Source organism: Colwellia sp. MB3u-45, from assembly GCF_014077005.1.
Lineage (GTDB): Bacteria > Pseudomonadota > Gammaproteobacteria > Enterobacterales > Alteromonadaceae > Cognaticolwellia.
Map to the genome: position 1 here is coordinate 16,876 of NZ_JACGVC010000034.1, position 15,400 is coordinate 32,275.

The following is a 15,400-nucleotide window of genomic DNA, read 5'->3' on the forward strand; positions in this document are numbered from 1 at the left end:
TACACATGCTGGCTTTATTCTTTTTAGGTATTAAAACATCACTGAGTTTTTAAAGCGACTTTACTGACTAGCCTAAAAACTACCGCACTTAAGGCTAATGTCGCCACAATCGCCGCACCACTGGGTAGGTCAAAACTGGCTGATAAACACAAACCAAATAAGTAACCCACTAAACCCACGCCATAAGCCCAGAGTAATACCCGTTTTGTCTGTAACTTATTAATCGCCAGTGCAGGTAATATTAAGGTACTAAACACAAGATAAACGCCAACAAGCTCAACCGATAATGTTATCACTAGCGCAAATATTAGATAGAAAGCTGCACCATCTAATATCTTAGGCTTATAAAATATTAACGCCAAAATCGCACTATAGACCACAGTAGGTAACAACAATTGTTGCCAACTTACCCAGAGGATTTGTCCTGACATGAGCTGTTTAAGCAGTTCAGCGCCATGAGGGTCATTAGCTAACAATAACATAGCGGCCACGGCTGATAAGACGTAAAAGCACCCTATCATAGCTTCCAATTCTTCTGCCATATGCTTAGCTAACCAAGCAATAATGCCCGCTCCCGCTAAAGCAAATAGCGCTGGCATCCAAACATGTGCATAAGCAAGTTCAGCAATATCGTGATCCATACGCACAACAATAGCGCCTAAAGCAGCAATTTGGGCGATAGCTAAATCAATAAAAATAATGCCACGCTTTAATACTTGCTTACCTAGCACAACGTGGGTTGAAAGCACTAATATACCCGCAGCAAAGGCTGGCAATAATATGGTCAGTAATTCATAATCCATCAAAGGTACCTCTAACAGCTAATGCTATTTTTGTGTGCGATATGCTTGCGTCAATAAATCTAGAGTACTGTCATATAAGCTAAATAAGTCTTTACTTTGCTCATTACCGCCAACCGATAGTGGCAATACAATAACAGGTAAATTAGACTTTTCTGCTAACCAATTCGCGCCACGTTGGTCTTGATAAGACGCAATAATAATTGCCGCTATATCACCGTTGTCAGCCCGTTTTAACAAGCTTGCAAGATGGCTACTGGTTGGCGGCAAACCAGGTTTAGGCTCTAAGTCTGCTACTTGTTCAATATTGGCAAAGTCAAACAAATAACGAAAACTTGAGTGATACGCGATCACTTTCATGCCTTGCAAACCACGCGCTTTTACTTGCCACTGGGTCATGGCTAATTGCCAACGTGCAGAAAAACGACTTAACTGCTGTTGATACTTAGCACTTTGCTCTTCATCAAGTTGAATTAACTTATCTGTTAACGCTTGAGCAATAGTTAGCATACGCGGCGGCGAAAAATGTACATGCGGATTACCTAAGCTATGTACATCGCCCATACTACGGTCGACATTGCTCATTTGATCTAAGGTTTTTACCTGCTCTGCCGCAAAAAACAAACCTTTGTCTGTGCTACGCACTTGCACATTAGCTGCTTTCATTTGCAACATAGGTAACCAACCAACTTCTAATTCAGCACCGGCGCAGATAACCAGATCTGTTTGGCGCATTTTAGCAATCAAACTTGGCCGAGCTTGCACTTGATGTGGGTCTTGCATCGCGGTTGTAGCCGAGTATATACGAGCATCTGGCGCAAGTTCCTTGGCTAAAGCGGCGTACTCAGGCTCACAAGCAAAAATATTCATTTGCGCCAAAGCACCGTGACTTAAGGTCAGTAAAGCACTGCCTAATAGTAATTTAAAATTGATGCGCACTGTGAGCTCCCATTATCATAGTATATTGTAAAGTAACAACATTATCATTACTTTCAATTTCAAAACCCACATTACTTTGATGACTAAACTCCACTCTTACGGTAGAGAAGTGACTATTGTGCCAAGCAATACTGAGCTCAGTTTCCTTCAGTGTTTGTTGATCAAAGTGACCTTCATGCTGCAACTGACTATCTAACTTGCCATAGCGTAATCCTGCTGACCAATTTGGTGAAAATTGATACACTCCACTGACATACCAAGCTTCATGATAATCTTTACTATTAGCCTCCTCGTCATGATCTGCTGCTCCAGCAAATTCTTCATGCAGCTCTGGAACCATAAAATCACTGACTCTAAAGTATTCAGCACTGAGGGTTAAATGTTGATATTTATAATTACCATCAGGTGCCCACTTATAAACAAAGTCAGTTATAAAAGTATTCTTCCCGGTATAACTTGCGCCATGGCCATGATCATGTTCATCTTCATGTCCCGCTTCTTCATGGCCTGCTTCTTCATGTTCCGCTTCTTCATGTTCTTCCGCTGTTAATTGGCCATTTTCATTGCGTAAATAACTCACCCCTAACTGCCATGAACTTTCAATAGAGATATCGCCACCCATTTTAGTGAACGCGGTATAAACCCCTGTACTGTCAAACGCTCGTTCACCATGCTCGTCGGCCGCTCGAAGACTATCACCTGAAAAGGCTTCTACGCCCATAGTCCAATACAAATCCGTGGGGGCAATGTAACTAAATCTCAAGCCGTCGTCGAAGTAATGCCCACCTAAAAATGCTCGATAAGCACTGGGTCTACTGGTAAAAGAGTCAGTATGAAGATGTTGGTTATTTAAATAACCAATGTCTGATAGGAATCGACCTGCACGTACAGTAAAGCCGTTGGGTAAGGCCATAGTTTGAACAAAGGCTTCTTCAACGATAACTTCTGTTTCACCATTATGTGACTCAAAAACCGTAGTCAGTTTACCAAAGAACATATCATCAATACTGGCACTGAACGCCAATTCAGTTTCACCTAGCCCAAAACCTTTTGCCCGTTCAGTCATCAGGCGATCATCGCTTTGATAATAGCCGTCTAAGACCGCACTAACAGTGAGGTTGGAAAGTGTCGGGGTTTGCGCTTGTGAAAGTAGTGGGAAAAAACTAGATATAACGATTGCTGCGCTAAATTTTATCGGCAAGTGTGCAGATAAGCGGGCAGGTAAAAATTGAAAATTTTTCATTGTTAAAAATCTCTAAAATAAATTAAATACAAATATCGTGTGCTAATAGACAGCAAACGCTTAATAAAACTTTAAATTGTAAAAAATACCAGTTTGACTATCGACGTTATCAACTAGGTATAAGATGTTTTAGAGTGTGAGAGGAGGGGCACGACTAAGGTAAGTAACACTATGAGTCAGTGTTACTATGGGTTGAATACTAGTGGTTTGTTCAATTGGTTGAGAAATAAACCCAAGTTTGACGTCATGCTGCGGCAGTACTTGATCAAATTGATGCTGGTGAAAGCACAAAGTACAGTGAGTTGTAACACCATCATCAATATGTTCAACACTATGTGCAGCAGCAGCCACAGACAAAAATAACAATATAGCACTGAGCCATATTGCGACAAATCGCCTGTTAGTTACTGAAAAGTACATTTGTGCTACCTAATGAGTGAATGAATAAAATTCGATAATAGTGTACGCGACTTACAACTTATTTTGCAAGCAGAGCGCGTACCGTTTAACACAATTAACGGTACTTCTATCGCAAGTGTTTAAGTAACCACACGGATGTCAGTGCGGTAACATGGTGATTTTTCTGGCTCTGATCACTTGTTTTGTGCAGTGACTAACTCATAGGCGGCTTGAATGTCTTGCGCTTTTTGTTTAGCCGTCTCCATCATTTCAGGGGGTAAGCCTTTCGCGACTAATTTATCAGGATGATGCTGAGACATCAGTTTGCGGTAAGCTTTTTTAATTTCGCTGGCTGAATTTTTATCCGTTACACCTAGCACTTTATAAGCATTTTCCAGTTGTTTTCCTGATTGCGCAAAACTATGATTTGAGCCACCTTGGCCTTGTTGATGAAAGTTTGCACCCGCAATAATCATTTCTAATAATTTATCTAACTCTTGCGCTGAGTAGCCTAAACCCTTAGCAATTTGGTGCAGTGCATCACGTTCATCTTGCTCTAAACTGCCGTCGGCAAAGGCGACTTGAATTTGAATTTCTAAAAACAACAATAATAAATCTCGGCGATTACCTACTGCAGACTTTAATTTTTTTAATTGTTCGCTCAGTGGAAAACCGGTAGTTTTACCGTCTCTAAATGCTTCTTGGGCTTGTTGGCGTAAGGCATCTTTTAACCCCAACTTATCCATGTAGGCGTTGGCAAAAGCAATTTCATGTGGCGAAACCTGACCATCTGCTTTGGCCATATAGCCCATAACCGAAAAGCTACTATAAAAAAATGCCGCTTGACGTTCGGTATCACTTTTAGCGCCACCTAAAGCACTAAAATCTAGCCCTATGCCTTTATCAAAACGATGTCCAATCCATGCCCCTATTAATGCACCAATAATACTCCTGCTTAGCATAAAACCAAACAAGAAACCTAAAACCTTACCCCAAATTCGCATTGTAAAACTCGATAATTAATTAACTGTAAAACTGTTTTAAATAGTGTTTAGTCTAGCTAAACGTTCAGGTGTGCCAACATCAGTCCAGGCTGTGTCTGTCACACTCGCTGAGATTTTTTGCTGATCAGCAGCAGCTCTTAACATCGGCGCTAAAGGTTGCACTGCATGTTGTGCCATTAAGGCTTTATGCCCGCTTGTGCTTTCTTGCTCAAAAAAGCTTTTTCTATAAAGCGCAATACCACTAAAGGTGTAAGTGGCTTGCTGGTTATTTTTGGGATTAGCTAACATGCCCTTAACAAGTGCAAAGTCGCCTTGGCGATTGTGCTCTGGATTTTCAACTAACAGCAAGTGTGCGTTACAATTAGCGGATAACAATGGTAATTTTTTAAAATTATAGTCACAATAAATATCCGCATTAACCACCATGAATACGTCATCTTCATGCTCGGTTAACATCGGTAGTGCTTTAATAATTCCCCCCGCTGTTTCCAACGCTACCGGCTCTTCACTGTAGCTAATATCAGCCGAAAATTGCTTGCCGCAGCCAAGATAATCAACAATTTGTTGACCCAGCCAAGCGTGATTGATGACAATATTTTGAATACCCGCCGCGACTAAATTTTTGATGTGATATTCAATCAAGGGTATGCCGTTAACTTGCAGCAATGGCTTAGGGCAATCATCTGTTAGGGGCCGCATACGTTCGCCCCGGCCTGCGGCTAAGATCATCGCTTTCATGAAAAATCATCCAAAATTTAGTTTAAAATCCACTGCGTTTATTTACTGCGGGTATTACTCGTTTAGTGACTAACTCGTGCAAAAAACTGAGTTTATCATATTGTGCGCTAACATCTTGTATGTAGGTCAAAGTAAGTGGAATATCCGCTAAATACCCTGACTTGTTGTCTCTATGATGCAAGCGGGAAAAAATACCGCTAGCTTTTATATGGCGTTGTAGTCCGGTTAAATCAAACCAATATTGCCACTTTTCTTTGCTTAGGTTTTCATCAGGAAAATAGTTTTGTACTTGTTGACGATAATCTTCCATCAATGGCGTTATTAACTGCTTAGGCCAACGTACGTAACAATCCTTAAGTAACGACACCAAATCATAAATAACCGGGCCTTTTACCGCATCTTGAAAATCAATAACACCCAGTTTATCATCGGCCAACAGCATAATATTTCGACTGTGATAGTCACGATGCATAAAAATCTTAGGCTGTGCAATAATGGCAGAAACCAGAACATCAAAACAAGCGCTTAATGCTATTTCTTCATCCGCAGTTAAATAAATACCTAAGTGTTTTTCTAACAACCATTCTTTAAATATTGCCAATTCAGTTAGGATAAATGGGGCATTATAATCAGGCAATTTTGCAACGACTGCTTTTTTGCATTTAAGCATCTTGCTCAGCTCAATAATCGCTTTGGCGTAATAATGCTGCATGTTTTCACTTGATAGTCTTTCAGCCAATACAGTGTCACCAAAATCACTCAGACAAAGAAAACCGGCTTCAAGGTCTGCCGCGATAATATTAGGCACATTGACCCCAAGCTCCTGCAAAATTTGCTGCACATCGACAAACGCTTGGTTATTTGATAATTTTACGGGTGCATCAACCGCTATATAGCACTGACTTTGACTTTGATTATGATTATGAAAGCGAAAGTAACGTCGAAAACCTGCATCTCCAGTCAAGGGGATTAGGCTAATATTTTCCGCCGAAAAGTGACTTTCTAGCCACTGTAATAAATCTCTAGTTCTTAAGTTACTCAATGAAATATCGCTCTAAAAAAAATTATGCCAATGATTCTGCCAATATAACTAATTAGCAGACTAATGAAAATTGCTATATTATTGCTATTAGCGGTAAAATGCCGTTCTAAATCTAGGCTTTGTATTTTTCAAGTTAATTACCCGGACCATAAATGCGCTTTTCCCTAAACAAAATTATCTTTGTCTGCCTAATATCGTTTACATTTGGTAGCAAGGCGCAAAATACTGAAATAGGTACTGAAATAGGTACTGAAATAAATACTAATCGAGCCAGCCAATGCCCAATTCCATTCTACGCAAATATTGCTGGCGAAACCGGTAAGCAGGCCAACGAAAACTTTACGATTATCTCAACAACCTCAACCATCAAAAAAGGTCAATATGCGAACTTTACCGGTGGTGTTACTTTATTAAATCAAGATAAATCGGTTGTTGCTGACCAATTAACGGTCAACCGCGACACAGCTACAGTCGATGCAAATGGCGACATTCACTTTCAAAATAAAGGCATAGATATATTTGCCGACTCGCTCAATATTAACCAGCTGCAACAAACGACCTCACTGAACGCCGCTTCGTATCAACTTAATGGCTCTGCTGGCCATGGTAATGCGAAAAAAATCAACATTAATGGCAATGGTAAAACCCTAAGCTTTCTCGACTCAAGCTTTACCACCTGTTACGACGCCGTACCTGATTGGCAAATGCGGGCCAGTGAAATTACCATTTCATCAGATAAAAAATCGCTTGAAGCTTATCATGCACGCTTTAGCCTTTTTGATATCCCGATTTTATATATTCCCTATTTAACTATGCCACTCAGTAATGACCGAATGTCAGGCTTTTTATACCCAACAATCAGTACCTCCAACAATTCAGGTTTAGAGGTTGAGGCCCCCTATTATCTCAACATTGCAGAAAACATGGATGCCACCATCACACCGCGTTATATGTCACAAAGAGGCACACAATTAATTACTCAATTTAGGTATTTACAGGACTTACAATCAGGGCAAATTGATGTTGAATATCTCGATAAAGACACAAAGCTGATTAATAGTGATAATGCACGATATTTAGCACGACTTCAGCATATTGGTACATTTTCAGAGCGATTTAGAGCCCATGTTGATTACACCGCTATCAGTGATGATAATTACCTGGTGGATTTAGGCAGTAATCAATTTAACGCCAATGACGCTTATCTTTATCAAATTGGCGAGCTTGCCTACTTTGCAGATAACTGGCAAACGAAGATAAAAATGCAAGATTTTGAGCTTTTGGGAAACCATCAACTGAGTTACAAAACCTTACCGCAAATAGAATTCAGCCTTCAGCAATCATTAGCTGATTTTGATGGTATTTTTGATCTTTATTCTGAGTTTTCAAGTTTTGATACCGCGGATAAAACCAAGCCCACCGCACAAAGGTACCATGTAGAAGCGGGCTTGTTATATCCCATAGTTACCCCTGCCTGGTTTTTAAATTCAGAATTTAAAGTACTTCAAACCAATTACAGCCAGAAAAATATTCGTAGTGGTAGTCTGTTAGAAAAAAACATCAGCAGAACTTTACCCAAAATACGTCTCCATGGTGGGGTAAACTTTGACCGCAACCTAAGCTTATTTAATAAAGGCTATAACCAAACATTAGAGCCACAATTGCAATATCTTTATATTCCAGATAAAGACCAAAACAATATCGGTATTTACGATACAACCACCTTGCAAGATGACTATAACGGCTTATTTCGCGACCGCCGTTTCAGCGGCATTGATCGCATAGCACAAGCCAATCAAGTATCTTGGGGGGTAACAAGTCGACTATTAACCGCAGATAATACTGAAGTGCTGCGCTTGAGTTTAGGGCGAATCGTTTATTTAAATGATAGTAACTTTGACGATAGCGACCAAGAGGCTTTAGTGGATAAATCAGCATTCGCTGCCGATATTTTTATCCATATAAATCGCCAATGGCAATTTAGTTCTGACATTCAATACAACAGCGATTTAGGCGTGACGAATAAAAGTCAAACCTCATTTGATTATTTATTTTCCGATAATCAAACAATTCAATTGAACCATCGATATGCGCGTGATGTCTCAGGAGAGTCATTAGAGCAAATGTCTTTAGCCACTAATATTAAGATTGCACAGCGCTGGCAAATTGTTGGCCGATTTAGCCAAGACTTACAAGGTAAACGCAGTATCGAAAGTTATGCTGGCCTTGAATATAGTAGCTGCTGTTGGGGTATTCGCTTTACCTACCATCGCAATATTAATTCGACCATTGACGACACGAGTAACATAAACGAAAATCGAGATGCATTTGATAGCAGTTTTAATATTCAGTTTGTATATAATGGTATAAATAGCAATAAATCGTCCAACAGTGTTGGAGATATGTTTAATTCAAGTATATTCGGCTATAAACGCCCCTACTTCCTCAATAACTAATTAAAAGAATCCTACGTTACATGAAAAATTCATTGAAATTATTACTGCTTAGCTCGGTGTTTATTTTAAGCTCACTGGGGAAATGTATGGCCGTTGAGGTTGAACTTGACCGAGTAGCAGCGGTAGTTAATAGTGGTGTTGTATTAGAGTCTGAAGTTAAAGACCTGATCGCCTCTGTTACTATACAAGCAAAAAAAAATAACCAAACCTTACCATCAGATCGCGCTTTACGTGTTCAAGTCATGGAAAAGTTAATTAATGACGCGATAATCTCGCAACTGGGTGAGCGCATGGGCATTCAGATCAGCGATGCCCAACTTGATGAAACCATATCAAATATGGCACAGGAGAATAAGCAATCACTTGAAGCATTTCGCCAATCACTTGTTGCAGATGGCCTAGATTATGAAAAATATCGTGAGAGTGTTCGTAACGAGTTAATTTCAGGCGAAGTTCGACGCGCTAGTTTACGTCGGCGCATTTATATCTCACCACAAGAAGTCGCTAACCTATTGTCGGTCATGAAAGAACAAACTAATGCTGATATAGAGTATCGTTTAGGCCATATCTTAATTGAGTTTCCTAATAATCCAAAGCAAGTGGATATCAGCGCGGCTAAAGTACGTGCTGAAAAAGTGCTTGAATTATTAAATAACGGCAGCGACTTTACTAATATTGCTATGACCTCATCTGGCGGCGGAAATGCCCTTGATGGTGGTGATTTAGGTTGGAAAACGATTAATGAAATGCCGACCTTATTTTCTAAAATAGTTGATGGTCAAGAAAAGGGCAGTATTTTTGGCCCCATCCGTACTGGCTTAGGTTTTAGTATCGTCAAATTAGTCGATATTCGTGGTCGCAAAACCATGGAAGTTGAAGAAGTAAGAGCAAGCCACATCTTAATTAAGCCCTCAATTATTCTTAGTGAAGCCAAAGCAGAAGCTTTATTACAAGGTTTTGTCGACAAATTAAATGCTGGTGAAGCTGACTTTGCTGAGCTTGCCAAAGAGCACTCTGAGGGGCCTACCTCTGTGCGTGGTGGCGACTTAGGTTGGTCAGAGCCAAGTAAATATGATCCCGCCTTTGCCGAAGCATTGGCAAGTTTAGATATTGATGAAGTGCATAAACCATTTCGTTCGTCTTTTGGTTGGCACATTGCTAAATTAACCGGCCGTAGAACATTAGACGCCACTGAGCAAATGAATGAGAACCGCGTCTACCAACTGCTTTACAACCGTAAATTCGGCATGGAAGGCGCACGTTGGATCAAAGAATTGCGTGACGAAGCGTATATAGAAGTTTTAGAGATAGGTAAAAAATAGTGTTAAAACGAATAGCAATAACACCGGGAGAGCCAGCAGGTATTGGCCCAGATTTGATGATAAAAGTCGCGCAGCAAGATTGGCCTATGCAAATGGTTGCGGTCGTATCTCCTGAGTTATTAATCGCACGAGCGAAATTATTAAACTTACCACTGATCATCAAGCCCTATAACGCCGATGATGAAATAACCGCGCATAAAGCCGGAACACTGATTGTATTACCGGTAGCATTAGACGATATTTGCGAGCCTGGCGTACTTAACGCTAACAATGGTCGCTACGTAGTCGAAACCTTGCGTATTGCCAGTGAGAAAAATATTTCTGGCGAATTTGATGCGGTAGTTACTGGCCCTGTTCATAAAGGTTTAATCAACAAAGCCGGTATCGCGTTTAGCGGCCATACCGAATATTTTGCTAATCAAGCAAACTGTTCTGATGTGGTGATGATGTTAGCGACAGAAGGATTAAGAGTGGCGCTAGTTACGACTCATATACCTTTAGCTTATGTCTCTAAAGCCATCACACACGAAAGGCTGCAAAAAGTTACCCGCATATTACATCGAGATTTGATTGAAAAATTTGGCATTCATGATCCTAAAATTTATGTTTGTGGCATCAACCCACATGCCGGTGAAGACGGCCATCTGGGCCGTGAAGAAATCGATGTGATGATCCCCGCTTTAGACGAATTGCGTTTAGAAGGCATGAACCTTATTGGCCCCTTGCCTGCTGATACCATTTTCCAAGCTAAATACTTGGATGATGCTGATGCCATATTGACTATGTTTCATGATCAGGGCTTACCAGTACTTAAATATAAAGGTTTTGGCTCTTCGGTGAATATTACTTTAGGACTGCCATTCATTAGAACATCTGTTGATCACGGTACCGCCTTAGATTTGGCTGGCACCGATAAAGCAGATGTGGGTAGTTTCAAAGAAGCGATAAACACAGCGATAACCTTAGCTAACAACCATGTAGAAGATTAATTGAGTAGAAAAATACTATGAGTAAAAATTCCCATTTGGGTCATCAAGCCAAAAAACGCTTTGGACAAAACTTTTTACATAATGACGCCATCATCAGCAATATTGTTGACGTTATCAACCCAGAGCCCAATGAAAATTTAGTTGAAATTGGCCCTGGATTAGGCGCACTTACCGAACCTGTTATCGAACGTGCGGGTCAACTCAGCGTCATTGAGTTAGACAGAGATTTGGCACATAGATTACGCCATCATCCATTTTTAGCGGCTAAATTAACTATCTATGAAGAAGATGCTTTAAAATTTGATTTTGCCCAATTAGCCAGTGACGAAAAACCATTACGTATTTTTGGTAATTTGCCTTATAACATTTCAACCCCGCTGATCTTTCACTTACTGACTTTTAAAGACAAAGTGAAAGATATGCACTTTATGCTGCAAAAAGAAGTGGTACAACGTATGGCATCGGGTGAAAACTGTAAAGCTTATGGTCGTTTATCCATCATGACACAATACCAATGCCAAGTTATACCTGTCATGGAAATAGGCCCTGAAGCCTTTAAGCCCGCACCTAAAGTAGACTCGGCCATTGTCAGATTAATACCGCATAAAGTGATTAAAAATCCTGTTAAGGATATTAACTCGCTCAATAAAGTTTGTTTAGCGGCATTTAATCAGCGTCGCAAGACTATTCGTAACAGCTTTAAAAAGCTGATTTCTGCTGAACAGTTAACGGCGTTAGGTATTGACCCAGGACTGCGTGCTGAAAATTTAGCCTTAGCCGATTTTGTCATGTTAGCTAATTTTGTTACTGACAATCCAATAGAGCTTAACAATGAATGATAACCAAGTAGCAACAGTTGCTGATATTGAGGTGAGTGTCGTTAGTGACTATCTAGCGCAACAATCTATCGAAGCCGAACAACAATTTGTCTTTAGTTACACTGTCACAGTAACAAATAACAGTGATGAAACTGTACAGCTACTCAGTCGCTATTGGTTAATTACTGACGCTAACGGTGAATCTAGCACGGTATCAGGTGAAGGTGTTATTGGTCAGCAACCTTTTATTAAGGCCGGCCAAAATTTTACCTATACCAGTGGCTGTGTATTAAAATCTCCCTTGGGTAATATGCAAGGGCACTACCAAATGCAAAGAAAATCAGCCAAGTTAGTGCAAGTTGAAATCCCACTGTTTCGCTTAGCAAAGCCCAATATATTAAACTAGAGAGCACTAATGGCTGTTTATTTCGTCGGTGACATTCAAGGCTGCTACAGCGAACTAAAGGCCTTATTAACTCAAGTGGGCTTTTCCACTGTTAGCGACCAGCTTTATGTTGCCGGTGATTTAGTCGCTCGCGGGCCTAACTCTCTGGAAACCTTGCGCTTTATTAAGTCGCTTGGGCAAAGTGCTAAAGTGGTTCTAGGTAATCATGACTTGCACTTACTTGCCGTTTATCACGGTATTAAAAAAGTGAAAAAGCAAGATCACCTAGCGCCATTATTATCAGCTCCAGACGTAGCAGAATTAATGCACTGGTTAATTCAACAGCCACTTATTCAAAAACTGCCTGATGAAGAAACTTATATGAGCCATGCGGGGCTTTCCCCGCAGTGGACACCTCAACAAGCACTTGAACAAGCCAAAATAGCACAACAGCATTTAACCTCTTCAGCAAGCCATACGTGGTTAAGCAAGATGTATGGCGAACAACCTATCAGTTGGCTAAGGGCAAACGATGAAGTTGCTCGCTTTAGATTTACCATCAATTCGCTAACTCGTATGCGCTATTGCTTCGCTGACGGTAGTTTAGATTTTAGCTGTAAAGAAAGTCCCAGCAGCGCCCCAAAAGCATTATCACCTTGGTTTGATTTTGGCCATATTAATGAGAATACCCATTGGATATTTGGCCATTGGGCTGCTTTGATGGGTTATTGCCCAGCCAATAATATATATGCACTTGATACTGGCTGTGTTTGGGGACAACATCTAACGATGCTAAGATGGCACGATAAAAAAATATTTATTGAACAAGCACATATAAACACAAAATAATGTATAGCATTGGTTTAAAATGCAATTGAGCTTGTTATACTAGCCAAAAGATATATGTACATTCCTTTGTAGTCTAATAATGAATGATCACCTAGATAAATAATAACGCTTATTATTTATTGTGTGATCTAAGTATGATTTAATTTATATATTGGTGGGATTTATGAACTTAACCGTAGCAACAAAAATAATTGGTGGCTTCACCATTATTTCGCTTTTACTCATTTTAACCAGCGTAATATCATGGAATAGTTTAAATACTATTGGCGATGCTACAAAACAGCAAAATGAACTAGCGATACCAACGTTAAAAACAAGTAACAAGTTAGCGAACGATCTAACCCATATTGGCAACCTAACGCTGCGCGCATATTACCAAACAGCACTAGCACCATTGGCAGAAAACTTTAACGCTTTTGAAACTGAAAAGAGTGAATTTAGAGCTCAGCTCAAGCGCTTGAAAGATATTGTTAAAAACGAAGCGAGTTTAATCGAAAACCTACGTGAAGTAGATCCGGTTTACAATAGCTTAGAGAAAGAAATCGACAATGTACTTCGTAATAGAAAGTTTGCCATAGAGCAACACCTAACCTTGCTAGATAAAATATATATTATCGAAGAAAAAGCCGACGACATGGCGACTATTTTATTAGATCTTGGCGACCATAAACTTGCAACAACCAAATTACAACGTGCGGTTAGTTTAGCCAGACGCTTAGAAACCTTACTCAATAGTATGGTTAGTTCATCACTGAATTATCATGACATTAAAGATCAACAATCTGCATCACTGGTTGCCAGTCAAATCGAAAACACATTTAATGATATTGAAAAATCAATCGATGATGTCGTTAATGAATTAAAGCAACAAGGTGTCACTAATATTGCTGATGAGTTAACCGATAGCTTTTCAGCATTGCAAGCTTATCTCATTGGCAGTGGGAGAATTTTTAGCCATAAAAATAATCAGCTAAACGCAATTGCCACGGCAAAGGCGAGTTTACACCTCGCAGAAAATGGTATTAATAGTGCTAATGCCATATTAGCCACACAAGTAAATTTAGCTAATAAAACCGCCATAGCAACCGGCGATTTAGTCAAAACGTCTGTATCTGACGGCACACTTAATACCCTTATTATCACCTTAATTTCTATTGTGCTAGCTATAGTGATCGCGTCGGTAACGTTAACCAGCATTATTCGCCCATTAAGACGAGTAAATGAAATGCTCAATATTGTTGCTTCTGGTGACTTATCTCACAAACTAGATGAAAGTGGCAATGATGAGTTCGCTCAGCTTTCCGCTAACTGCAACTTATTAATCGATAGTTTACGCAACTTAATTCAAAGTATTGTTAGTCGTTCAACCCAGCTAGCAACAGCGGCTGAGCAAACGTCGACAGTAACTGCCCAAAGTACCAAAGCTATTGAAGAGCAACGCACGCAAGTAGAACAAGCGGCGTCTGCTACTACTGAAATGAGCAGTACGGCACAAAGTGTGTTATCAAGTGCGAATGATGCCTTAGTTGAAATCAAACATGCTGATGACGAAGCTGAGCGGGTTAAAGTTATTTCTGGTCATAACCGCCAAACTATTGAGCTATTAGCTAATGAAGTAGAGTCTGCTTCACAAGTCATTAATAAATTACAACAAGATAGCGCATCAATTGGTGGCATTCTTGATGTGATCAGAGGTATTGCAGAGCAAACCAACTTATTAGCACTAAACGCAGCGATAGAAGCGGCTCGTGCCGGTGAGCAAGGTCGAGGCTTTGCTGTGGTCGCTGATGAAGTGAGAACCTTGGCGAGCCGAACTCAAGTGTCTACCCAAGAAATTCAAAATATGATTGAAGTACTACAAACCGGTGCAGAAAAAGCCGTGGTAGTGATGGATACAGGTAAAAAGCAAGCAACGAACTGTGTTGAACAAAGTATTCAAGCCGAACAAGCACTTGATACTATTACACACGCGGTGCATGAAGCCTTTGACCGTAGCTCGCAAATAGCAACCGCCGCAGAGGAGCAAAGTGTTGTTGCTCATGAAATAAGCGAGAACCTAGAGTCAATTGTCACTATTGCTGAACAAACAACAGCAGGCTCAAAGCAAACGGCAGAAGCGAGCAGTGAAGTTGCCCGCTTAGCTGAAGAATTGCAACAATCAGTACAAGAATTTAAGCTTTAGTTTGACTTAACCTTAAAGCTTAAATAAAAAAAGAGCGCTTAGGCGCTCTTTTTTATGTTTAAAAATCTTTAGATCAAATGGGGATGATTTATTGAGCGCTGAGTAATACCAATTTCATTAAGTTATTGCCCACTTGTGCTGGTTAAAATACACCAAGGCTACGGTGCTCTCAATCACAATAGCCAGCTATTGCTCAATCAAGCGTCTTGCCCAGATGCATTTTCTCTGCGCACA

At 40.2% G+C, this 15,400-nt stretch carries 14 protein-coding genes; 7 read left to right on the forward strand and 7 right to left on the reverse strand.

Annotated features, from left to right (window positions below; genetic code table 11):
- Positions 1 to 38: 38 nt before the first annotated feature.
- The 7 genes from H4J41_RS01580 to H4J41_RS01610 all read right to left on the reverse strand — a co-directional run bounded on the left by H4J41_RS01580 (position 39) and on the right by H4J41_RS01610 (position 6,165).
- The gene (locus H4J41_RS01580) at positions 39 to 806 is read right to left on the reverse strand and encodes a metal ABC transporter permease (RefSeq protein ID WP_182137050.1); all 768 of its coding nucleotides are present in this window, start codon (positions 804 to 806) and stop codon (positions 39 to 41) included.
- A 21-nt stretch (positions 807 to 827) separates the two neighbouring features.
- Entirely contained in the window at positions 828 to 1,739 is a 912-nt protein-coding gene (locus tag H4J41_RS01585) for a metal ABC transporter solute-binding protein, Zn/Mn family (RefSeq protein WP_182137049.1), read from the reverse strand.
- Positions 1,723 to 2,982, reverse strand: a complete 1,260-nt coding sequence (locus H4J41_RS01590; protein ID WP_182137048.1) for an outer membrane beta-barrel protein — start codon at positions 2,980 to 2,982, stop codon at positions 1,723 to 1,725. Before H4J41_RS01590 ends, H4J41_RS01585 begins: the two co-directional genes overlap by 17 nt.
- 129 nt (positions 2,983 to 3,111) lie before the next feature.
- A complete protein-coding gene (locus H4J41_RS01595; protein ID WP_182137047.1) occupies positions 3,112 to 3,402 on the reverse strand; it encodes a DUF2607 family protein in 291 nt (96 codons plus the stop codon).
- Between the two features lie 173 nt (positions 3,403 to 3,575).
- Positions 3,576 to 4,385 (reverse strand): co-chaperone DjlA, encoded by an 810-nt coding sequence (gene djlA / locus H4J41_RS01600; RefSeq protein WP_182137046.1) that lies wholly within the window; start codon positions 4,383 to 4,385, stop codon positions 3,576 to 3,578.
- 36 nt (positions 4,386 to 4,421) lie between these two features.
- Positions 4,422 to 5,123: an N-acetylmuramate alpha-1-phosphate uridylyltransferase MurU gene (murU, locus tag H4J41_RS01605; protein ID WP_182137045.1), complete on the reverse strand. Its 702-nt coding sequence runs from the start codon at positions 5,121 to 5,123 to the stop codon at positions 4,422 to 4,424.
- A 22-nt stretch (positions 5,124 to 5,145) separates the two neighbouring features.
- Positions 5,146 to 6,165, reverse strand: coding sequence for an aminoglycoside phosphotransferase family protein (locus tag H4J41_RS01610; RefSeq protein ID WP_182137044.1), 1,020 nt, complete (start codon positions 6,163 to 6,165; stop codon positions 5,146 to 5,148).
- Positions 6,166 to 6,317: 152 nt separating this feature from the next.
- Here H4J41_RS01610 and H4J41_RS01615 point away from each other — a divergent pair, with 152 nt between their 5' ends.
- The 7 genes from H4J41_RS01615 to H4J41_RS01645 all read left to right on the forward strand — a co-directional run bounded on the left by H4J41_RS01615 (position 6,318) and on the right by H4J41_RS01645 (position 15,166).
- The gene (locus H4J41_RS01615) at positions 6,318 to 8,621 is read left to right on the forward strand and encodes an LPS-assembly protein LptD (RefSeq protein WP_182137043.1); all 2,304 of its coding nucleotides are present in this window, start codon (positions 6,318 to 6,320) and stop codon (positions 8,619 to 8,621) included.
- 20 nt (positions 8,622 to 8,641) lie between these two features.
- Positions 8,642 to 9,943, forward strand: a complete 1,302-nt coding sequence (surA, locus tag H4J41_RS01620; RefSeq protein WP_182137042.1) for a peptidylprolyl isomerase SurA — start codon at positions 8,642 to 8,644, stop codon at positions 9,941 to 9,943.
- Entirely contained in the window at positions 9,940 to 10,932 is a 993-nt protein-coding gene (pdxA, locus tag H4J41_RS01625) for a 4-hydroxythreonine-4-phosphate dehydrogenase PdxA (RefSeq protein ID WP_182137068.1), read from the forward strand. Before surA ends, pdxA begins: the two co-directional genes overlap by 4 nt.
- 17 nt (positions 10,933 to 10,949) lie before the next feature.
- Positions 10,950 to 11,771, forward strand: a complete 822-nt coding sequence (gene rsmA, locus H4J41_RS01630; protein WP_182137041.1) for a 16S rRNA (adenine(1518)-N(6)/adenine(1519)-N(6))-dimethyltransferase RsmA — start codon at positions 10,950 to 10,952, stop codon at positions 11,769 to 11,771.
- Positions 11,764 to 12,156: a Co2+/Mg2+ efflux protein ApaG gene (apaG, locus tag H4J41_RS01635; protein ID WP_182137040.1), complete on the forward strand. Its 393-nt coding sequence runs from the start codon at positions 11,764 to 11,766 to the stop codon at positions 12,154 to 12,156. The genes rsmA and apaG overlap by 8 nt, the downstream gene beginning before the upstream one ends.
- Before the next feature lie 9 nt (positions 12,157 to 12,165).
- Positions 12,166 to 12,984: a symmetrical bis(5'-nucleosyl)-tetraphosphatase gene (locus H4J41_RS01640; RefSeq protein ID WP_182137039.1), complete on the forward strand. Its 819-nt coding sequence runs from the start codon at positions 12,166 to 12,168 to the stop codon at positions 12,982 to 12,984.
- Positions 12,985 to 13,147: 163 nt separating this feature from the next.
- Positions 13,148 to 15,166, forward strand: coding sequence for a methyl-accepting chemotaxis protein (locus H4J41_RS01645; protein WP_182137038.1), 2,019 nt, complete (start codon positions 13,148 to 13,150; stop codon positions 15,164 to 15,166).
- Positions 15,167 to 15,400: the final 234 nt, after the last annotated feature.